The sequence below is a fragment of the Dehalococcoidia bacterium genome (assembly GCA_003597995.1).
GTDB lineage: Bacteria > Chloroflexota > Dehalococcoidia > Dehalococcoidales > UBA1222 > SURF-27.
Map to the genome: position 1 here is coordinate 1 of QZJY01000068.1, position 19,900 is coordinate 19,900.

18 protein-coding genes are annotated in these 19,900 nt (G+C 53.4%); 14 read left to right on the plus strand and 4 right to left on the minus strand.

What is annotated here, in order from left to right:
* The first annotated feature begins 230 nt into the window (after nt 1-230).
* A complete protein-coding gene (locus C4542_08855; GenBank protein ID RJO60555.1) occupies nt 231-1,406 on the plus strand; it encodes a DUF87 domain-containing protein in 1,176 nt (391 codons plus the stop codon).
* A gap of 729 nt (nt 1,407-2,135) precedes the next feature.
* The gene (locus tag C4542_08860) at nt 2,136-2,645 is read left to right on the plus strand and encodes a hypothetical protein (GenBank protein ID RJO60556.1); all 510 of its coding nucleotides are present in this window, start codon (nt 2,136-2,138) and stop codon (nt 2,643-2,645) included.
* Nucleotide 2,646: 1 nt separating this feature from the next.
* On the opposite strand, the gene C4542_08865 is transcribed toward C4542_08860, so the two are convergent.
* Entirely contained in the window at nt 2,647-3,387 is a 741-nt protein-coding gene (locus C4542_08865) for a hypothetical protein (GenBank protein ID RJO60557.1), read from the minus strand.
* A 252-nt stretch (nt 3,388-3,639) separates the two neighbouring features.
* On the opposite strand from C4542_08865, the gene C4542_08870 reads away from it, so the two are divergent.
* Nucleotides 3,640-4,692, plus strand: coding sequence for a hypothetical protein (locus tag C4542_08870; GenBank protein RJO60558.1), 1,053 nt, complete (start codon nt 3,640-3,642; stop codon nt 4,690-4,692).
* 116 nt (nt 4,693-4,808) lie between these two features.
* The gene (locus tag C4542_08875) at nt 4,809-6,260 is read left to right on the plus strand and encodes a hypothetical protein (protein RJO60559.1); all 1,452 of its coding nucleotides are present in this window, start codon (nt 4,809-4,811) and stop codon (nt 6,258-6,260) included.
* Between the two features lie 41 nt (nt 6,261-6,301).
* On the opposite strand, the gene C4542_08880 is transcribed toward C4542_08875, so the two are convergent.
* Complete coding sequence (locus C4542_08880; GenBank protein RJO60560.1) at nt 6,302-6,598, minus strand: hypothetical protein; 297 nt, start codon at nt 6,596-6,598, stop codon at nt 6,302-6,304.
* A gap of 118 nt (nt 6,599-6,716) precedes the next feature.
* Nucleotides 6,717-7,646, minus strand: a complete 930-nt coding sequence (locus C4542_08885) for a hypothetical protein (GenBank protein ID RJO60561.1) — start codon at nt 7,644-7,646, stop codon at nt 6,717-6,719.
* 158 nt (nt 7,647-7,804) lie between these two features.
* On the opposite strand from C4542_08885, the gene C4542_08890 reads away from it, so the two are divergent.
* The 3 genes from C4542_08890 (at nt 7,805) to C4542_08900 (ending at nt 10,201) form a co-directional block, all read left to right on the plus strand.
* Nucleotides 7,805-8,566, plus strand: a complete 762-nt coding sequence (locus C4542_08890; protein RJO60562.1) for a hypothetical protein — start codon at nt 7,805-7,807, stop codon at nt 8,564-8,566.
* A 200-nt stretch (nt 8,567-8,766) separates the two neighbouring features.
* Nucleotides 8,767-9,453 carry a hypothetical protein gene (locus tag C4542_08895; protein RJO60563.1) on the plus strand — a complete coding sequence of 229 codons (687 nt, stop codon included), beginning with the start codon at nt 8,767-8,769 and terminating at the stop codon, nt 9,451-9,453.
* Nucleotides 9,446-10,201 carry a PD-(D/E)XK nuclease family protein gene (locus C4542_08900; protein ID RJO60564.1) on the plus strand — a complete coding sequence of 252 codons (756 nt, stop codon included), beginning with the start codon at nt 9,446-9,448 and terminating at the stop codon, nt 10,199-10,201. The genes C4542_08895 and C4542_08900 overlap by 8 nt, the downstream gene beginning before the upstream one ends.
* Before the next feature lie 181 nt (nt 10,202-10,382).
* Here C4542_08900 and C4542_08905 read toward each other — a convergent pair whose 3' ends face one another.
* On the minus strand, nt 10,383-12,806 hold the full coding sequence (locus C4542_08905) for an XRE family transcriptional regulator (protein RJO60565.1): 2,424 nt from the start codon (nt 12,804-12,806) through the stop codon (nt 10,383-10,385).
* 387 nt (nt 12,807-13,193) lie between these two features.
* Here C4542_08905 and C4542_08910 point away from each other — a divergent pair, with 387 nt between their 5' ends.
* From C4542_08910 to C4542_08940, 7 genes are all read left to right on the plus strand, one after another.
* Nucleotides 13,194-13,457, plus strand: coding sequence for a hypothetical protein (locus tag C4542_08910; protein ID RJO60566.1), 264 nt, complete (start codon nt 13,194-13,196; stop codon nt 13,455-13,457).
* 124 nt (nt 13,458-13,581) lie between these two features.
* Nucleotides 13,582-13,869, plus strand: a complete 288-nt coding sequence (locus C4542_08915) for a hypothetical protein (protein RJO60567.1) — start codon at nt 13,582-13,584, stop codon at nt 13,867-13,869.
* A 3-nt stretch (nt 13,870-13,872) separates the two neighbouring features.
* Nucleotides 13,873-14,724 carry a site-specific DNA-methyltransferase gene (locus tag C4542_08920; GenBank protein ID RJO60568.1) on the plus strand — a complete coding sequence of 284 codons (852 nt, stop codon included), beginning with the start codon at nt 13,873-13,875 and terminating at the stop codon, nt 14,722-14,724.
* A 12-nt stretch (nt 14,725-14,736) separates the two neighbouring features.
* Complete coding sequence (locus C4542_08925) at nt 14,737-15,210, plus strand: hypothetical protein (protein ID RJO60569.1); 474 nt, start codon at nt 14,737-14,739, stop codon at nt 15,208-15,210.
* Between the two features lie 20 nt (nt 15,211-15,230).
* Entirely contained in the window at nt 15,231-16,187 is a 957-nt protein-coding gene (locus C4542_08930) for a hypothetical protein (GenBank protein RJO60570.1), read from the plus strand.
* Between the two features lie 12 nt (nt 16,188-16,199).
* Complete coding sequence (locus tag C4542_08935) at nt 16,200-16,772, plus strand: hypothetical protein (protein RJO60571.1); 573 nt, start codon at nt 16,200-16,202, stop codon at nt 16,770-16,772.
* Nucleotides 16,765-19,869, plus strand: a complete 3,105-nt coding sequence (locus C4542_08940) for a hypothetical protein (GenBank protein ID RJO60572.1) — start codon at nt 16,765-16,767, stop codon at nt 19,867-19,869. Before C4542_08935 ends, C4542_08940 begins: the two co-directional genes overlap by 8 nt.
* Nucleotides 19,870-19,900 lie beyond the last annotated feature (31 nt).

Sequence of the window (19,900 nt, forward strand, 5' to 3'; positions counted from 1 at the left end):
ACCTTCAGCATCCGGAACGGTTGCTGGAAACGGTCTGGCGCAAGGCGGGCGATTCGCAAACTCATTCACTATTTTCCCAACGTCCCGGATCGCCGGCTTAACCATAGGCTGACGGTCAACCTGCGTCCGCCGTGGCGGGGCGGGGCCTGGGCTTGCGTCGGGTCACGGTTCGCCGAGCCCAGGTGCGGGACGCTAAAACGCCACGGCGGTTTTTTGTTTTCAAACTATCTATGCTTTCCGAACCATTTACCCTCATCGGACAACTCAATTATCGCCAGCGCCGCGAACGCTTCGGCATTCTGCCGCAAGACCGGCTGCGGCACATGCTCATCGTGGGCCAAACCGGCACGGGTAAGAGCACGCTGATTGAAACGATGGCCCGGTCGGACATGGAGCAAGGCAACGGCCTGATGGTCGTTGACCCGCACGGTGACTTGATCGAGCATTTGCTAAACGCCGTGCCCAAACACCGGAAGAACGACCTCGTGTTGCTCGACCCGGCAGATAAAGCATCTGTTTTGCCTTTCAATCCGCTCGCGGAGCGACTGAGTCAGGACAGAAGCTTGGCTGCCTCGGCGATCATCGCCGCCTTTACCAAGACGTGGCCTGACTTCTGGGGGCCGCGTAGCGAGCACCTGCTGCGCATGGCGCTGTTGGCACTGCTGGAGTCTCCAGGGATGAGCCTCTTGGACCTATCCCGTTTTCTCTCGGACGCGCGCTGGCGAGAAAGTTTGAGTGCGCGGGTGAAAGATGAGGTGGTGCGGAAATTCTGGCAACAGGAGTTTGCCCAACAGCCTGAACGGCTGGCGGCCGAATCACTGGCTCCCTTGCAAAACAAGGTCGGGGCGCTGGTCGGACATCCAATCTTGCGGCGTATCCTTGGGCAATCCAAATCGCGGCTACGGCTGGAGAAGGTTCTCTCTGACGGCAAGATTCTCCTAATCAACCTAAGTCGGGGGCGCATCGGTCTGGACGCTTGCGTGCTGTTGGGCTCACTACTGTTGGCGCTCTTTGAGGCAGCCGTTTTAGCCCGAGCGCATCAAAGCGAAGCCGAGCGCAAACCCTTCTACCTCTTCGTGGACGAATTTTCGCTCTTCGCCAATCCAGGTTTCGTGGCGCTCCTATCCGAAGGCCGCAAATACGGCCTGGGGGTGACCCTGGCTCAGCAATCGCTGGCCTCGCTTTCGCCACCGCTGCAAGCCGATATCCTAACCAACGCCGGGACGCTCGTTGCGCTGCGCTTGGGCGCGCTCGACGCGCGCCTTCTAGCGCCGCATCTCGCGCCGGTCTACACACCTGACGACCTGATGATGCTCCCGGCGCATGAGTTCGCCATCCGGATGCTGATTCGGGGGAAGGCGGGGAGGGCGTTTAGCGGAGAGATAAAGTACCGCTCTTTAATTTAGGGTCAAGAATGGTCAAATAGAGGAAGAAGTGCTTTACGGTAATTATTTAAGAGGAGTAGGTTTAACGAATAAGCAGTACCGCAAATTCACTGAAGCTCCACCAACAAGAAAAAGTTAATGATATTTACGCGTGAATACATTTGTGTTCATATTGCAAACTCCAAAAAGCCGAATAAAATCTGTGACTTACTAATTATACGAACAAAACTATTGCAAAAACACTGAAAGTATGATATAATGCTAGAGATGTTGAGGTTTGGATTTGGCTGGGATTTTTCTTTATTAGAAAAAGAAAAGGAAAATGGAACTAGACAAGGTAGACACTATCAAAATGGCCGCACTGTTGCAAGTCTTTTTTCCGGCTTTTGCCATAATCTTCCTCTTTACCGATTCTTCCCTCTCCTGCAGCCATTCAAATAACAGTGTTCCCCCAAATAGCGAGTGTCGTCTCCTATTTAAGGTTTCTGGAAAACTGCCGAATATGAGGATTAAGGACGAGAGAGTCGATCAACTTACGGCCAGACCCCGAAAACTTTGTTGGTGAAACCTTGGAGAGCGATTCAGCTGCCGAAGTTAGCCATCGGCGAGAAAGGTATAAATCCCGCGCTTTAGGTCGAAATGCAAGCTCCTTTAACCGGAAAGAAAAGGTTTCTTCGCCAATGGTAGCTGAACTAGAGGGTCGGTCGCTGAATGTAGGCTGAATCTTTAAAAAATCGAACGGGATGTCCGATGTCCATCAATGGGATTGATGGCCCAAGAGGCCCAAGAGGCCCGGGAGGCCCGGGAGGCCCGGGAGGCCCGGGGAAGATCACCTACAACGAAGGTGAGAAGTCCAAGACTCACCAAACGGAAGGAACTGGTCGTTCATCCGATAGGGGCACCCCAAATATCTCAAAATACGCTAATCAATTCAGTTATATCCGTGCCAAGCTGGAAAGTATTCCCGAAGACCAAGAAAGATTAAAAGCACTTGACGGCTTTGGTTATCTAGTGAACCGACTGGGCCTCAAAGCCCCTGTAAATACTGAAAATTTAGGCGGCTGCTCCCCACAAGATTTCGGCCATAAAATTTACCTTAGCTCAACTTTTAATAGTAATTACGATATGTTAGATGTAATCAAAAGGAGGCTCGATTCTAACTTTAAGGAATTTAAAGCTTTTTTGCTTGACATCGAACAAAATACGAAAGGTGCAAATCTGAACAAGACCTGGTTGTTAGAAAAATTGTACAGTATCTAGGTTAACCCTGCATTGCGTAGTCGTAAAATTTCAATGTATTTAGGTATTTAGAATACTCCCGCTTCGACGTCGTAAAGGTCCCAAAAACTTCAAACAGTTCTTTTTTGCAATCAATTTCCTTCCCGACGCAGCGGTGGTTCCACGCCGTAGGCCAGTCCGGCACCCACAACATCGAACTGCTGCCATCTTTTAAGGGAACATTATAAAATACACAACGTAATTCCTCCCGAACAGTCTTCGGTTTTTTTCCACCTGTTTTCATCTCCTCTTCAACCATTGATACGTGAAAGCCTAATTTGGGAGTTGTAACTATCCCGATCCAGTTACATTCCTCATACCAACTTGCGGCATCAGAAACCGCAGGGCCAAGCAATGAGCCTTTATATAGCAAAAATTGACCGTAGGAAACAGCCCCTCGCCAAAGAACATTATTCGTCAATCCAACGACAAATACTGATGAAATAAGCTCAGACAAGTAAGGAATTATGCTAGTGATTTCGTATTCACTTGTTTCCCATATAATAATCAACATATCGCTGTAACCAAGGTATCTTGGCATACGTAGAGCACGCATCTCTTCGCCAAATCGACTTTTTAAAATATCTGAAGACTCTTCTAAGCTTTTTACCAAATTACTCCTTACTCTAATGAAATTTTTGCTATCTTCAATTGTCGATGTTTTCATGCCAAGAGCATCTAGGATCGCGACAAATCCATGTCTTATCGTCATTTCATCCGTCATTGGCTTGCCTTTATTCTACAGGTTACCGAGGCTAGAATTCAAAAGCCTAACTGGTTCATCCGACTTTCGGGATTTTACCATAGCCAGTGGGCCACTGTGCACGTTTTTGTTAGTTGCATGCATGGCGAAGCATTGTCAATAGCTTGATGCCTGGCAGTGAGTTTCTTACCCCCTTTCTTATTCATTTCTTCGTTCTACCATACTCATAGCACCTTTCCTTCCATCCATCCCCCCAAACCTCGGAGGTCTACCATGCTGCACGAGTCTAGCCCCGTGTCGTTGAAGAGGACTTTGCCATGGGAGGCCGTCGCGTCTCTCGTGGACAAGGACCAAGCCTTGTGGAACCCGGACGTCGAACTGGAGGCCAGCGCCCTGCGCGCCCTGCCCACCGGCGAGATCGTCGTCCCGGACACCGGCCCCCTTGGCCTCACCCCCTGGTCGCGCCGGCAACTCGCCGGTCTCCTCGGCATCCGCTGGGACAAGTGGTTCGAGAAGGTCTCGGGCGAGGAAACCGCCCAAGAGATCAACCGGCGGCTTTCTCGCACCGACGCCGCCTGGAAGCTGCGCACCCGCCAGCTGCGCCCCGGCGAATACTTTGCCAATGGCGCGCTCGCCGCCATCGTCAGCCCCACCTACACTCCCATCGCCGACGAGCGGATCATCGGGAGCCTCACCCAGGCCGTGGGCGAGCGCTGGCTGTCGTCCCTGCGCGTCTTCCACGCCGAGTTCACCGACCGCTCCACCCACCTGGGCATTATCTCGCCCTCGCCTGCGACCATCCATGCCGGCGACCGGCGCGACGAGTTTTTCACCGGTGTATATGTTCGCAACAGTCAGGTCGGCTTCACCGCGCTCACGGTCCACGTCTACTTTCTGCGCCTCGTCTGCTCCAACGGCATGCTGGCGACAGACGGCGAATTCCGCCTGCTCTACCGCACCCACCGGCCGATTGAAAACGACGCCCTGGACGGCCTCATGGAGCGCGCTTTCGCCAGTCTGAAACTGCGCTGGCAGGACGGCCTCGCCGCCTTGGAAAGCGCCTTGGGCGTGGCGGTGGAGAATGCCGAGGAGGCGGTGCACGGCTTGCTCAAGCAGGTGCCGGGTTTCGGCCGCTACCAGGAGCCGGTGCTGACCGCGCTCAAACAGGAAGGACTGTTCGCCACGCGCTTTGGCTTGGTCCAGGCCATGGCCGAAGTGGCGCGGCTGCTGCCGCACCCCGACCAGCGTTTCGAAATGGAGCGGCTGGCGGGGAGATTGCTCTTTGCTTCTGGTCCCCAAGCCGAGCCGCAACAGGTTTCGGCATAAGGCCGCATTTTCCGAGCACTCAAAAGGTGCTCGGTTTTCTTAGAAAAAGTAGCGGGAAAGGGCGGTCCTATGGTACGAATTTCCTGTGTTATGACAAGACAACTATGGAGATTCGTATGTCTATTGATTGGCTCCCGTTCTCTTTGCCAAAAAAATTTCGCGTTGGCGATCCCTCAAGCCTGTTAAGCAAAGCCGCTGAAATTGAGGTCTCAAGGAGTCCGGATTATAGGCTATCCATAACGGCAATAGGTGGTGGAGCCCCGAAGAGGGACAAATTGGATACTGAGGCTATAAGAGAAAGAATTGACCTTGATTTGCTAGGCGAGCCTTTCTTGCAAGGAAAGCTAATAGGGTATTTTCCTTCCAACCTTTCAACAAATTTCAAATTCAAAGACGCCCCTGTTACAAAAGAAAATGGTATTGCAGATAGGCTTCATATTTTTTACAGAAAGTCTGAAACTGCGACTGCAATAACTGAATGGGTCGTTAATTTTCCCGATGATAGGCATTGGCCACGAACAACAGACCGCGAAAGTATTGTCACAGAATGGATCGAACGTGATTCTGCAAAAATAAGAGAAAACGTGTTAAAAACATCCAGTGCAAGTCATGATCACGCACGAATAAATCTTGACTTACCCACTGTTTCTTTTATTCGGTTCGGCCAAATAACTACAGATCAAGTAAATGAACCATTCAAAGTTAAGCGACCAGGTTTCATCGAATACTCTGCAGGGGGAAAAGGACTCCCAGATGAAAAACTCCGCTACTCTATCAGGATGGCCCTTGCGTTCATTTTCGGTTGCGGTTTCGGTGTCTTGGGAAGAACTGAAACTAGTGCCGATGGTTATCCTATTGTGGCTACAGCCATATCCGCGTTTATTCCGGGCGGGGAGAATTTTCCTACACCTCCGGTACTTCTGCATGAAAGATCCCTCGATGATGTGGATGAGGCGTTAGTCACAGAATTCCTCAAGCGTTACATTCAGTGTGAAGCTGTAAAACAACTAGACCTTGCGGTGTGGTTATATCTCTACAGCTTCAGTGCTCCGCTTAACATGGCTGCTGGCTATCTTGGTGGAGCTTTCGAAATCCTGCGCCGCTACTTTTACTCTTTGGCATCGAATGAACATAAGACACGGTTGCTCCCGAAAACAATATGGAAAACCATATCATCAGAGATATTCAATACTATAGACAAAATTATTGTCACAGAAAAACAGGTCGAATTTGCCTCTCAATTGGAAGAAATTAAGTCTCGTGTAGGAGGCTTGAACAGCGTATCCGGAACAAAGTTAAACACACTTCTTTTAGAAGACCTTGGGATTCAATATGGAATAATTGAACAAGATGCCTTAAAAGCAAGAAATGATTCTGTTCATGCAAATAGCCTCGGGTCAGAAGGATATCTGGAAACATTGAGGAGAAAGAAAGCACTACATACCCTTGTCGCTAGAGTGTTCTTTAGAGTTTTACAATTTGACGACATTTATTACCTCGACTATAGCGCTCTTGATCCTTCCACCTTGCGACCGACCCCAAAATTGTTGAACAAGAAGCAGGGCTAATTTTCATGGATTTGTAATCTGCCTTAGTGGCAAATTAGGCATCAGACGATCCAAGATTCATAGAGCCACCTCTTAGCCGTGTCCAGAAGCCGGTTGAACACGACCGGCCGGTAAACATCAACCAATACTACCGGGCTCATTTCCCGTTGCCCTTCTCTTCTGGCCAATTCCCTGCAAACATCCTGCAAGTCAAAGTTATAGGGCGGGATGGTCTGCCCCACGATTCCCGCAAGCAGCTTTTCTTGCTCCGGGGATTGCAGGATGTCGTCTTTGCGCTCTGCGAGCGTTTCCAGGAGTCGGCTTTCCAGCCGACCCCAAAGCTTATCGAAATCGTTCATATGGCATTAAGTTGGGTGAGTAAATAGAGGTAAGAAGCTGCAAAATCCCCTTGCCTGACCTGCGCCCAATAGATTATTGCCCGCACAAAGTCAAGAGAATTATTCGGTCAATCGGTCGTCAATCGTCTGCATCCTCGTACCACAAGCTGGGGTCGTCCAACTTCGCAATGGCGGCGCGAATATCCGCCTCTTGGCTGTGGCTGTAGCGCATGGTGGTTTCCACGCGCCGGTGCCCCATCGCCGCCTGCGCGGTCTTGATTTCCGCCCCCCGCCGCTGGATTTCCGTGCAATGGGAATGCCGGAAGGTGTGCGGCGTAACCGGCTTTCTCAGCCCGGTTTGCTTGGCGTACTTGGCGACAAGCTGTTCCACCGTGCGGCCGGAGAGACGGCGCTTGAGGCGGCTGACAAACAACGGACAGCGAGGGTCAGAGCCGAAAAGCGGATGAACGTTGAGCCAAGAGGAAAGCGCCCAGACCACGTTTTGGTTGACGGGTAGATCCTTGACTTGCCCGCCTTTGCGGGCGAGAGCAACGAAGCGCGCGCCTTCCTGGTCAAACTGCTCCACGTTCAGCGCCGTGAGCTCGGACAGCCGAATTCCGGTGTTGTAGAGCGTGGCGACCACGGCCAAATCCCGCCGTTTGAGCCAGCCGGCTTCGCTTTGGCGTATCGTTTGGATGATCCGGACATACTCGGAATAGATCAAGGCGCTGGGTTCGGTTTGAGCGAGACGGGCAAAGCGAACAAGACGGGTCGGGTTCATATTTTCATCCAGCAGTTGCCGCTCCACCAGATAGCGGAAGAACGACCGCAGGCAGGACAACCGCCGGTTGCGATAGGCCGGCGAGGGCGGTTTCCCGTGCTGGTCTGGCCGATTGATGAAAGCTTCGACGTTCTCTGGAGAAAGGTTTGGCCGTTGCCCGTCATTCGATTTTTCTACAAAGCGGACGAAGGCGCGTAAGTCCTGTTCGTAGCCTATCCGGGTAGAGTCTGCATAGCCTAAATTTCCAAGGTATTTTACAAAGTTGTCGATTTCCTGTTCGAGAGGCATAGCGTTTCCAGGGTGCGGCGTGAGTTAGTCCCCCTTCGCTTAATTATACAAAGAATAATCTATTTACTGCAATACGACCTGTGGATAACTGGATGATCGGGACTGGGATAGCCATGAAAATGGTCAGATCGAAAACGTTAACAGCAAAGGAGTTTGTCATGGAAATAAGAATGGTGCTGCTTAAAGCCATCTGCTTGACCTTGGCAATATCGCTCGCCGCTTGCGGCGGGGAGGATGATTCCGACAACAACGGATTCTCCGGCCTGGACGGCGACAACTGGGCCGGCGATGGCGATAGTAGCCCAGGCAATCAATTGGAACCTGGAACCCTGTGCTTCACTCCTCCCGGCGATGAACGGTATTGCGTCTCGGGCGAGGATGTCTCCTTCGGGAAATCGATTAGCGATGGGAACGTGAATATTGGGGTCTGGTGGAATGCGGTGGACTACGCTTCTTATGAGCCGGACAGTATTGCCGCAAGCGCCGAGAATTGCGAAGACTGGAGCAGCGAAGAGATTTTGGCTGCCGTAAGGGGTGAATTCGAAGGCAACTATTCCAATACCAAACACCGCCTGGAATTATCTTTGCCCGATGAAGCCCCGCTTCCCTATAGCGGCCAGGCTTATTTGGAGCTTAGAGGCGACGACATCCTTTCGTCAGTGTATTGCAGCTCTGTGAATGAAGAAATCTGCAATGCTGAGGGCTGTCAAGAGGGTGATGACCTTATCAAATGCAAAATAGAGTGGATGTATAACTATGCCTATGAAATCTGCGGGAGACTACAAAAATGGTTTGAGTCTGAAAGCGCGGACTGTGAATTCGTGGTGAGCGAGCTCTCGACGGTTTCTGCATCAATTTCTGTGCATTGTTCTTCCGAGGCAGGAGAGCAAGCGGATATTGAATTCAACGCGACTTTTTGACGGAAGAAGCCAATCCACAGGCTAAGGCAAAGCCTGCTCAAAACCAGCCTCAAACATTATACAGTTTCATTTTCCTTTGATTGGAAGGGGCCATTATGGCCCCTTTCCTTCCCCTTATTCTGCCCTCCTGATTTGGTAGGCTGAATCTATCTATCGTCCTTTCATCAATTCACCCCACATACAGCCCATAGGAGGCCCTCATGAAACCGAACGGCAACGGCAAGGCCAAGGAGTCTTTGATTCGCAAGGTCGTCATCCGCGACGAGGACGGACACCTTGTGGAAGTGAAAAACCTCACCCTCTACGCCGACCTGCTCACGGCCATGCACCAAAACGGCATCAAGGCATTGCAAACCAACGTAGTCCAGCTTCCCTTGCCCGACAACGGACAACTGGCCGTGGTCAAGGCCGTGCTCAAAACCGGCATCGGCGTCTTCACCGGCCTGGGCGATGCCTCGCCCCAAAGCGTGGAAGCCGAATTGGTGCCCCACCTCATCCGTGTGGCCGAGACCCGCGCCAAGGCGCGCGCCCTGCGCGACGCCCTGGGCGTCGGCGTCGTGGCCGTCGAGGAATTGACCGACGGCGCGTCGCTGGAAGCCCTGACCAAAAGCGAAGCGGCCAAAGAATCCCCCCAGCAATCCGCGCCGGCCGACCCATCCAAGGAATTCGTTCCCATGACCGACAAGCAGCGCCAGATGCTTTTTCGGCAATTGGCCAAAAAGGGAATCGAGGGCGAGGCGGCCAAGCAGCATTTGCTCACCGCCTTCGGCGTGAACGATCTGCGCAAGGTATCTCGCAAGGCTGCGTCGGATTACATCGACAAACTCATGAAGGAGAACGGCCAGGGCCAAGGCAACGGTTCTCACGCGGAGGCGAGCCATGCCTGACTATCTGTCCGTCAGCCAAATCACGCTCTACCTCAACTGCTCCCTGCACTACTACTTCCGCTACATTGAGGAACGCGAGCCGGAGCGTCACTTCGCCGCATTGGCCTTCGGCAAGGCCATCCATTCCGCCCTGGCATCGTTCCATGAAAGCTTGAAAGACGGCAAACCCCTGCCCGTGGAAGAGTTTCAAAGGCTCTTCCGCGCCGACTGGGCGGCTGAGACAACCGAGCCGTTGTACTACGCCAACTCGGATACGCCGGAAAGCTTGTTGGAGCTAGGCCAGACCCTGCTCGCCGAATACGCCCAGGTCTGCCGGTTCGAGGTGGTGGAAGCTGAGCATCGTTTCGAGGTGCCGCTGTGCGACCCGGACACGGGGGAGGTGCTTTGCGACAAGCCGCTCGTGGGAATCTACGATCTCGTGACGCCCGAGGGCATTGTCGAGTTCAAGACGGCGAAGAGCGTTCCCGACGCTGGCCAACTCGCGAGGCACCTGCAATTGTCTGCCTATGCCTACGCCTTCTCGTTCAAAGAGAGACGCATGCCGACGCTGATGTTCGTTCATTTGCTCAAACTGAAAAAACCGCGCGTCGAGATGACGGCGGTCGTCCGCGAAAACAAACACCTGCAATTTTTCACCCGTTGCGCGCTAGCCGTGGCCCGTGGCATCGAGGCGAACATCTTCGCCCCTAATCCCGGTTGGGGTTGCGCGAACTGCGAGTATGCGAGGGTGTGCGGGGAATGGCCTTAATTTGTATAGGCCACACGCCGTTTGCACACACAAGAAAAAGGCGACCGCTCTTAATCATATTTTTCTAATGCGAGCAAATAAAGTACAGCATTTACCCCGGATATTTAAGCTATTTTCCGGGTTTTTCTTTTTGACAGATACTGCATTTCTCTTGGGATTTGTCGAGAATGTTGCGGTTTTTTTATACAATCTTCAATGCTCTTTTTGCCCATTCTTTCGAAGGGCCGTTGCCCGCATCTTTTGGACATTGATCCGATAATATCCAATAACACCAACGTTCAAACCCTGTAATATCGCCTAGTCGGTAATACGCCACGGCTAGAAGCTGCGATTGAACGCCCACCACCTCACCCGAGCGTTCTTCGAATGTCTCTGCTGGGACAGCCTCTAGGTTTTCGATGACTTTCTCATATTCCTCTCTTACATACGCTAAAATTGCTTGTGCCCATCGAGAGTACAGAGTGACCATTTTCGGATGGTTGTGAACTTTTTTCAAGGCATCATAAAGACCGTCTTCATCATTTAGCCAACCGCAAAGGCGCGCCTTGTCCATTAGTGCGTCATCCCAGTAATCGTAAAGTAGAAATACATCTTCCGTCGATTTTTGTTGGCCTTCCAGATCTGGATAAGCTGACAATACACGTTCGTTCGTTCTTCGAAATTTCCGCATTATGTCAACGTCTGGAATATTTCCGTCTAAATTTATCGACTGCATTTCAAAGTAGAGCAGCTCAGCTTTCATAGCAACATTTCGGCTTTGATTCGCCTTCACCCAATGGAATACATCTGCTTCATGCGCAGACGCCCACTTTTCATCCGCCTTGGCGGATAGCCGGAATAGTGCTGATGCTTTAGTGAAATTATTGTTCAGTTGTTCGAGATATGCCTGTTGGTACAGGACATATCCCTTGCTCGCGAAAATTCCCGATGGACATTTACCTACCAATAGTTTTTTGCGGACGATGGTGTTGAGTTCGCGAGTTTCTTCGCCGCCATCTATTAAGCGCTTGGCCCGTACTGCCAAATAGGTCAGGAATAATCGTTTCTCAATAATCGCAAGGTCTTTTATATTCGGTACCAGCAAGCGCCCAGCCTCTATTTCAATCGCCGCTCGGGCGACATCAAGAGATAATCTCATCCCTTCTTTTAAGGTTCTCTCCTTGTATTTCATAAACGCAAGGTGCGCCTCGATATGGTAGAACGAGATTAAATCATTAAGAGCGAAAGTGGCGAGCATGATTGAAGCAAAGTCGAATTGCTTAAGTTCGGCTACGCTGTTCCACGTAATATTCAGCCTTTCACAAAGAGGCTGTAATAACCATTCAAAATATCGATCAAGTTTTTGGCTGGCATCAACAAACAGGCGGGCAAGTTTCGGATGGCGTTTAAGGACAATATATCGTTGATCTTTCTCAACTTCCAGCCGGGTATCAATAATGCTGTCCAGAGCCGCAGTCGAAAATTTGAATATAGTCGTCAATCCCTCTTGCGGACACGGAAATTCGGCCCAGCGCAACGCGGCTAAGGCCAAAAATATCTGCAATGCTTCGACACCATGTTGGTCCTTAATCCTTTTCATCTCTTTACAAGCAAGTTGAATCGGACTGGCCGGTAATTCTTCTTTATTCAAGATGATGCTGGCCAGCATCCACTTGGTAAAAACCAAATCAGCGCCAGAAAATGTCAATAACTCATTTGCCTTGGCGGGAGGTAGAAAAACTCTCGCGATATTCTTGCTGATATGGATTTCATAGTCCTGTTCTAATATGTAATGTGAGTAGCTTCCCAAGCTAACTTCCCGGTCGAGCAATTTCTCCAATGCGCCTGTGCGGGCGAAGAAAAGAAATTGCAGACGTTGAGCGTGTCTGGATCTCAAAATAATAGAACAATGCGGCAATATCAGATGGGCGTTGTCCAATATCACGATGGTTGCATCTGCAAGGTTGCTAATTAGCGCCTGTAAGGCAAATGCGTCCGGATTGTTTCCGAGATCCTCTCCGCGAAAGAAGTCATTCGCAATATTTTGCTCGTCAAGATTAACTTGAATCCAAGCCGCCAAAGCAGATTTTCCATGGCCAGGATCACCTTCGATAAAGATGTTCTTCCCGGACTTCAATACTCCATAAATTTCGTTAAAACATGGAGGCTTGCAGGCAATACCCAAACGAATCGCCTGTTCACTTAAGTCAGTGTGGGTGAGGAAATCAACCTTCACTTCTTCGAGGTCATTTATCGCGGGGTCGATTCGATAAGCAAGGTTTCTATTTACACTTCTCTCCATACCCTCGAATGTTGAATTGAAGGAGCGACGTGGCGTTTCAACATCCGATATGCATGAGTCAGGATAGAACACGGATACATCAATTTCCAGCGCCTTAGCTACTTTGGCCAAAATGTCCGCGCGTGTGTTAGAGCTAGCATTGAGAATATTACGGATTGTGTTTTCGGCCACTTTACTTTTTTCGGCAAAATCAGGAATCGTAAACCCTTTTTGCTTGCATAAATAGTCCAATAGAGCTGCCCGCCTCTTAAGTTCTTTCAGTGATGCTTTGCCTGATATTGAAGGTTTTTGCATTTCTTTGCAGTTGCCTATGAAATCAAACAACTGTCACAATGTAAAAACCACCGCCTTGGGGGGCGGTGGAGGGAACCGGTTCCAAGTTCTTTCGAAAAAGAACCCAGAGTACACGAGACTGAAGCAGGTATGGCACACCTGCAATAGCTCTGGATTCGATTGGCCCAAAGCAGCAGGCCGACCAATCGGGTACATGCCGATTCCCCCAGCAAAGCACCAAAAGATGCAATGCTGGGGACACCTCATGATACCCCGATAAAAGCCTTCCGTCTGCTCAAAACAAAGCCAATCTAACCAGATAATGTAAGGTGCCATAAAACCACTAAAGTGTCAAGTGGTTGCCTGTGGATAACTCGGTGCTCACCTTTCAGCGCGCTGAAAATTTTCGCTAACCTCAGCCAAGAAAGGATAGAGCTAATGGAAAAAGAAAACCGGTTCGAAACCGTTGCTGTTATGTGGGAAAAACTGACTAAAAGGGAAAAGGAGGCCGTTGAGCGGATCTGCGAATACCCTGTCCTTTATTATAGTGACCACGCGGAGGCGATGCACATCGCCGTCCACACCTTCGACGCCCACGTTAAAGCGGCCCGCTTGAAAAGCGGTGCGGAGTCAAAGTTGCACCTCTACGCGATCTTCGCGGAGTATATCGCCCATCTCCACGAGCAAGACCCCAAGGACTAATCCTTGAACACTACCTCCCGCAGGCTGGCGTTCGTCCGCTGGCCTGCGGGAGGAATGGTGCATCACGCCCGATTGCCCGACACTTGCCAGCAGTTGGGAAAAGAAATTGTAACAGGAGGCGACCATGCTCGAAGCTTTCGTTTATCTGCTTATCCTCACTTCGCTGGGGCTAATCAGTTTGAGCAGCCTGCGCTTGAGCGCCGTTAGTTTCAGTCTCGCACTGCTAGCCCTGAACGTAAACGTTTATCGACCCGATTTGTGCTCGGAGTTGCCGCCACAGGCAAGTCAGGCGTTGTGGATTTGGCTGTCGCTAATTCTCCTCGCCATTGCGGTTCGCAAGAGCGCAGGGAACAAGGAGAGACGCAAATCCACGAAACGTGCCATAAAGAAACACATAGCAAGGGAGAAATAAACGATGCTTCAGCAAATTGCTTCTGGTTTGACTCCATACTTCAGCGAACCCGGCTGCTTCACGCTCTATCACGGCGATTGCCTGCGCGTGCTCGCCGAACTGCCCCCGGAAAGCGTGGATATGCTTTTCGCCGATCCGCCTTTCCGAATCGGCAAGGCCGACTGGGACAAAAGCGAGGGCTTGGAAAAAGATTTCGCGTTCCACCGCGCGTGGCTCGCGGCCTGCCGCCGGGTGCTCAAGCCCGATGCGACAATATGGGTCTGCGGGATGGTGGCTTCGATCCACCAGTGCGGCCTAGCCTTGGAAGAGTTGGGCTACAAGCAGTTGAGCACTGTTGTCTGGTGGAAACCAGACTTCGGTGAATATCGGTCGCGTCGGTTTCTGATCTCCAACCACGAAACGTTGATTTTCGCGGCGAAAAGTTCCACCTCTCGGTACTATTTCAACCATGACCTAATGCGGGATTGGCGGAAGAATTACCGCCAGCAAACCACCTGCGCTCATTGCGGAGCAAGCAACGAGGTTGAATTACTTCACTCACCCGGCGAGCAGATGGGTAGCGTGTGGGCAATTCCCAAGACGCCGCGCTGGGAGAAGCGGTTCGGCCGACATGAGACACAAAAGCCACTTGATCTTTTAACCCGCGTCATTTTCGCGAGCACCAGACAAGGCGATGTCGTCCTCGATCCCTTCTGCGGCACGGGCACGACTGGTATTGCGGCATATAAAAACGGTCGCCAGTTCGTCGGCATTGACTTCACCGAAAAATATTTAGAGATCGCCATTCGCCGTTTTCAGCATCTCAAGTCCCAGAACAACACCCGGCAAACCCCATCCCCCAGAACCGAAGGTTAGAAGGAGGAAGCAATGCGAAAGAAACAAAAAGAACCTTCCCGCCAAAAATTGTACGACGCCGCTTTAAGCCACATCATCAACTCCAACGAAGACCCCGAAAAAGCCTCGCAGCGCTCCCGAAAAAATCGTGAGCCATTGCTGTCCCCCGAGGTAAACGAAACCAAGGCCAAGGGAAAAATCGTCCCCCACAAAGTAAGCAGTTATCGGCAACGGTTGGAGAAGCAGACCGAGGCCATTGCCGAGGCGTTCGGCTGGTGGCGCGCGAAGGAGCGTGAGGCCAGCCCGTACCGCAGACCGGTCTTCTGGCTCGCCCTGGTTATCGTCATCGTCGCCTTTGACGGCGCACTGCTCGGGCCGGTCATTGCCGAACTCCTGCACACCTTTGAAAGCGACGCCTTGCGCTATCTCGTCGGGCTGGGCTGCGCGTTTCTCGTTTGCGCGGGGGGGTATGGCATCGGTGCGCTGTTCGATTCCGAGTCCAACTAAAACAGGAAAGGAGCTTCAAAATGAAAGGACCGATTGTCGCCGGATTGTTCGGGTTAGTTCTCGGAGCCGCCATCGGCTACGGAGCCGAAGGGGACTGGTTAAGCGCCATCGTGCGGGGTTGCCTGACCGCTTTTTCGATGGTCTTTCTGGCCGTCCTGCACCGGAAATTGGAAGTCAGCACACGGGTCTGGGGGGAAGAGAAAACCGCCCGTCGCCAGCATGAGCGGCTGGTTGCCGAACGCAACCGTATGGAAGGTTATATGGAGGGCTACCAAAATGAACAGATCAACCGCCACGAGACCCACGCTCAGGAGGAAGCCGAGCGGTCTGAAGGCTTTGTCAGCGGGAAGCAGGCGCGCAAAGACTGGGTCCGGCCCTCCTACAAGAATCTTGCGCTTCTGTTCGTAATGCTTTTGAGTGCGGCTTTCACCTCCCATGCCTTCGCGGCGGATGCCGTTCAAACCGCGATCATCGTGGACATCACCGAACCCGCCACGAGCGCGCTGCTGGCCCAGCAGGCGGCCCAGCGCCTGAATTTGAATTACGGCGATTCCGTCCGTGTCTTTCTGGTGGGCTGCGGCGGGTTGCGGCTGATCTTCCAAGGGGAGGTCACCCCCGTTTCGCGGGCGCATCACCGCCAGAGTCTGAAAGACATCACCGCCAAAGTTAAGGACGTTCTCCTCAAAGAAGCGGTGGCCGCTCAGGATACCCAGTGCTCGCCGCTTTTGGATACGCTTCAAATGCTGGCGGCCGAACTGCAATTACTCGTCGCCCAAGGAGATAAGGTGTCGCTGCTGGTCGCTTCGGATTTAGAGGCCAACTCCGACCAGCTTCAAATTCAGGGCGAGCCCTTCAAAGGGATACCGGTCAGGCTTGTCATGAGCCCGCCCATGGGACGAAACGCGGAGCGCAGGTTGAAGGCGCTCACCTTGGTCCCAAAGCTCTTCGCCGGAGCCAAGCTCACCATCACCAACTAAGGGGAGAAAGCCATGCTGCAACTAATAGGTTCAGTGGCCTGCTTGGCGCTGGTGGCAGCGGGGTTTGCCTTCATCATCGGATTGCACAAGGTCGGGAAAAAGTTAGCAGTCGGCGCGATTCTGGGCTTTGCCCTCGTCGCCCTGGCTATCTCACTTCAAGAGCGTTGTCCGCACGGGTCATCGCTGGGTTGGGTAATCGGGGCTGCGTTTTTGCTTCTCCTGGCCGTTGTCTTTTGGCGCGTTCATTTCCTGTTCAAGCTGGTCTGGTGGCTGGCGAAGGGCTATGTCGTCGTCAGCTACCGTGTGGGCGCATGGCTCACCGAACACGTTCTGCTGCGCTTCCCCGTCGTACTTCTCCCCGTTGTTTCTCGCCATCTGGTCATGGCGGCCTGCGTCGCGCTGACGCAGACATGCTTGGTGCTGATTGCAATGCTGATCTCGTACTTCTCCGATGGTCGGCCGCTGCCATCAAACGCTTCCTCCTACGGCTGGCTTGGCCTGCCCGTGGCGGTAATCCTGGTAGTTGGCAACGTCGGGAAGTGGGCGTATCGGCGCGAAGAGCGGCAAGGGCTGGCGAATGTCTAACCCGAACGCCGCCGCGAGTCGCGACAAGCGCAGCCAAGAAAACTACTATGGCCGCCGTCTGCGCCGGGCGGCGGCCATCGGCGGCCGGGCGGGTCGGTTTTCGTTTTATCAGTGGTTTAAGCAGCTATTCAGGCAAGACGCGCCCTGCACCCAGCTTGCCGTTATCCAGGCTCCTCAAGAGTCCACGATTATCCAGCCGGACGACATGCTGCCTCTATTGGGCGGGTTTGCTGAACCCTTTTCCCTCGAAATATACAAAGACCGCGAGGAGCAGATTCAATTTCAGATTGGTTTTCACGACCAGGACGCCGAATGCGTGGCCAACTTGCGGGCGCAATTCGGGTCACATTTGAACACCGAGATTTTGAGCCTTGAAAGCTGGAATGGTGCGTCGGGTTTAAGCGACGAGAGCCTGCTGTCCTATCTGCTGCCCGTGAGTTCGCTGTATCCGTTGTCCTTTGCTTTGAAGTGGGATGAGGCGGATGTTGTTGCCCTGCTACAGGAAAAAATGAAGACCTTTTCGTCCGGGCCGTTTCTCGCTCAACTGTTGGTGCGCCCCCAAGCGGACTCGGGGCAGGGCATGGCCACGGATATTCTCGCCGCTTTAAGCAGCTTGGGCCGGCTGATGGAGCCTTTTAGGCAGGGGTTGGTCAAGCAGCGTTTCAGCCAACCCTTGGCGCTGTTCGCCTTGCGTCTGCTGGGGCAGGACGAACTCACGGTGACCGCGTTGACCCGCTCGCTGAGCGTCCTCAACGCGCCGTTCAACCATTTCCAGCCCGTGCCGCTAAAAGGGAAGAAAGCGAAAAAGACCGCGCAGGCGGTCCTGGAACGCCGGCAAGGTTTGAGCGACGGCTTGTCGCTCATCTCCTTGCCGGAGTTGGCCGGCTTGTGGCATCTGCCCCTGGCACCCGATTACCGCATTGAGAGGGCCTTGGTTCGGGAAGTGGCGACGGCGCGCATGGACCGCACGGAGGAGCCGGGGCGGGTCCTGGGCTATCACACCTTGCGGGGCAAGACTTATCCCGTGATTTTGCCTTACAGCGCTCGCAACAACCATTTCTGCACCTTTGGCAAATCGCAAAGCGGCAAGAGCACGGCGTTAGTCCGCATCGCCGCCGGCGACATCACATCGGGACTTGGCCTTGCCCTGATAGACCAACACGACCTGCCGTTGCGGGTCTTGCCGCATATTCCCAGCGAGCGCTGGAACGACGTTATCCTGATTTCGCCGCGTCTCATGGCCACGCAGGGCCGGATGTTCCCTCTGAACCTCTTTGACCTGGGGCGCAAGGACGCCTTTGCCGTGGAGTTTGTCTGCGAGACCTTGAAAGAGATTCTGGGCCGCGCCTTTACGGCCGAGAGTATCGGCCCGCGCACCAGCTATATCCTCGACATCGCCACGACCGCCCTGCTGCAAGACCCCAGCCCGGCCGCAACCTACACCGTGCTGGATTTGGCGCGGGTGATCCTAAGCAAGGAGTTTCGCAGTGAGCTGGCCGGGCGGCTCGCGGACGAGGACACCAGAGAAAAGCTGTTGGGCTTTGACAAGCTTCCCAAGGACAGCTTCGCCGCGCCGCTAAACAAGCTGCAAGTTTTCAGTCGCAGCTCGATCCGGCCGATGATCGCCGCCAAAGAAAACGGCTTCAATTCGTTCAGGGGAAACCGCAAATCGCTGCTTGACGCCAAGCCGATTGTTATCTGCGACTTGGCCGACATCCCGCATGCCAGCGCCGTTGTCATCGGCTCCATCGTGCTCGCCCTGCTTCAATTGGAAGCGTTCCGGCGCAATCCGCAGGAGAAAAACGACATCTTCCACTGCTACGTGGACGAGGCCGGGGCGTTTCTGAACCTGGAAAATGCCGACCTGATCACCCGCACCCTGACAGAGACCGCCAAGTTTCGTATGAGCCTTGGCTTGATTAATCAGAGCTATGAAACCATTCCGCCGACCGTCCGCAAGATTTTGTCCACCAACGTGGCGGCGTTAATGTACTTCGCGATGGGCATCGGCTCGGGCGACGCAAAGACGGCCAGGGCGGAACTGCACGACGAGTTCACCGAAGAAGAATTGAACCGCCTGCCGGTCGGACGGGCAGCGGTGAGGTTGAACGGCGAGGTCTTCAGCGTCTACTCGCCGGATTTCAAAACACCGCCGAACGACCATACCGAAGAGTTGATTTGCTACGCCCTGGAAAAGCAAGGCGTGCCGGTAGCGACTGCGCTAGCAGGGATAGCGCAGAGTGAAAAGACGCATACCGCAGAATCGACGCTGACGCTGGCGAAGATAGCGCAGAACAACGAGCGGCACACCGCAGAATCCGCGACAGCACCAACACAGACACCGCAGAACAAACCGGCGGCCAAGCCGGTGGATCTTGGCAAGCTGCAAGGACAGGCCAAGCGGCTGTTCGTTCTGCGGCTCTTGGCCGTCTGCGGTTTGGTGCCGCTGTCGGATCTAAGCGATATCTTCTTTCCCGGCTCGCCGGCCTACGGACGGCAGTTTCTGAAAACCCTGGCCAACGAGGGCGTGTTGGAGTTTGTGAAGCTGGGTAAGCGGCTGGCCTACTATCTGACAAGCCAGGGCGGGGAGGAACTGAAAAAGAAGGGTAAGGCGGTAGCACAACCGTTCGTTCTGCCGGAGGAGAGATTGTGGGAGCACGCGGCGCTGACCGGCAGCATCAGCGCACGACTCTGCGCTCTGGCGGCGAGACGAGGCGTCAGCCTTAACGTGGAGCGGGAAACAAGCTGGCAAGGTGTAAGACCCGACCTGCTGGCCAGATGGGACGAGGGAGGTCGGGCGTGCCTCGTCGCCGTCGAGGCCGACCGGGCGACCGAGTCCGTCGCCGCCTTCATCAAGGGAAAGTTGATCCCCTACAGCCGGGCGTTGGAGGAGTACCAGGGCGGCGAGCTGGTGCGTCTGCTCGTGGCCGTGCCCGATCAAAACCGCATCGCAGAGCTGGGCGAGGCCGTCATGGAGTACCCGCAGGTGGCGGCGGCGGTGCGGTTTGCCATTCTGGACGATTGGCCGGTCAAGGCGGATGTTTTTCAAGAAGCTGTCTTTCAGAGCACAGCGCAGAGAAGAGTGGGGATGATATAAGATTCCGGACTGTGCGCTATGCGCAATAGCC

What these genes read in the sequence shown, in the direction of transcription:
- C4542_08940 (RJO60572.1), top strand. Translation starts at nt 16,765, where the DNA reads ATGTCTAACCCGAACGCCGCCGCGAGTCGCGACAAGCGCAGCCAAGAA.
- C4542_08875 (RJO60559.1), top strand. Translation starts at nt 4,809, where the DNA reads ATGTCTATTGATTGGCTCCCGTTCTCTTTGCCAAAAAAATTTCGCGTT.
- C4542_08890 (RJO60562.1), top strand. Translation starts at nt 7,805, where the DNA reads ATGGAAATAAGAATGGTGCTGCTTAAAGCCATCTGCTTGACCTTGGCA.
- C4542_08915 (RJO60567.1), top strand. Translation starts at nt 13,582, where the DNA reads ATGCTCGAAGCTTTCGTTTATCTGCTTATCCTCACTTCGCTGGGGCTA.
- C4542_08880 (RJO60560.1), bottom strand. Translation starts at nt 6,598, where the DNA reads ATGAACGATTTCGATAAGCTTTGGGGTCGGCTGGAAAGCCGACTCCTG.
- C4542_08870 (RJO60558.1), top strand. Translation starts at nt 3,640, where the DNA reads ATGCTGCACGAGTCTAGCCCCGTGTCGTTGAAGAGGACTTTGCCATGG.
- C4542_08860 (RJO60556.1), top strand. Translation starts at nt 2,136, where the DNA reads ATGTCCATCAATGGGATTGATGGCCCAAGAGGCCCAAGAGGCCCGGGA.
- C4542_08910 (RJO60566.1), top strand. Translation starts at nt 13,194, where the DNA reads ATGGAAAAAGAAAACCGGTTCGAAACCGTTGCTGTTATGTGGGAAAAA.
- C4542_08920 (RJO60568.1), top strand. Translation starts at nt 13,873, where the DNA reads ATGCTTCAGCAAATTGCTTCTGGTTTGACTCCATACTTCAGCGAACCC.
- C4542_08855 (RJO60555.1), top strand. Translation starts at nt 231, where the DNA reads ATGCTTTCCGAACCATTTACCCTCATCGGACAACTCAATTATCGCCAG.
- C4542_08885 (RJO60561.1), bottom strand. Translation starts at nt 7,646, where the DNA reads ATGCCTCTCGAACAGGAAATCGACAACTTTGTAAAATACCTTGGAAAT.
- C4542_08935 (RJO60571.1), top strand. Translation starts at nt 16,200, where the DNA reads ATGCTGCAACTAATAGGTTCAGTGGCCTGCTTGGCGCTGGTGGCAGCG.
- C4542_08925 (RJO60569.1), top strand. Translation starts at nt 14,737, where the DNA reads ATGCGAAAGAAACAAAAAGAACCTTCCCGCCAAAAATTGTACGACGCC.
- C4542_08895 (RJO60563.1), top strand. Translation starts at nt 8,767, where the DNA reads ATGAAACCGAACGGCAACGGCAAGGCCAAGGAGTCTTTGATTCGCAAG.
- C4542_08900 (RJO60564.1), top strand. Translation starts at nt 9,446, where the DNA reads ATGCCTGACTATCTGTCCGTCAGCCAAATCACGCTCTACCTCAACTGC.
- C4542_08865 (RJO60557.1), bottom strand. Translation starts at nt 3,387, where the DNA reads ATGACGGATGAAATGACGATAAGACATGGATTTGTCGCGATCCTAGAT.
- C4542_08930 (RJO60570.1), top strand. Translation starts at nt 15,231, where the DNA reads ATGAAAGGACCGATTGTCGCCGGATTGTTCGGGTTAGTTCTCGGAGCC.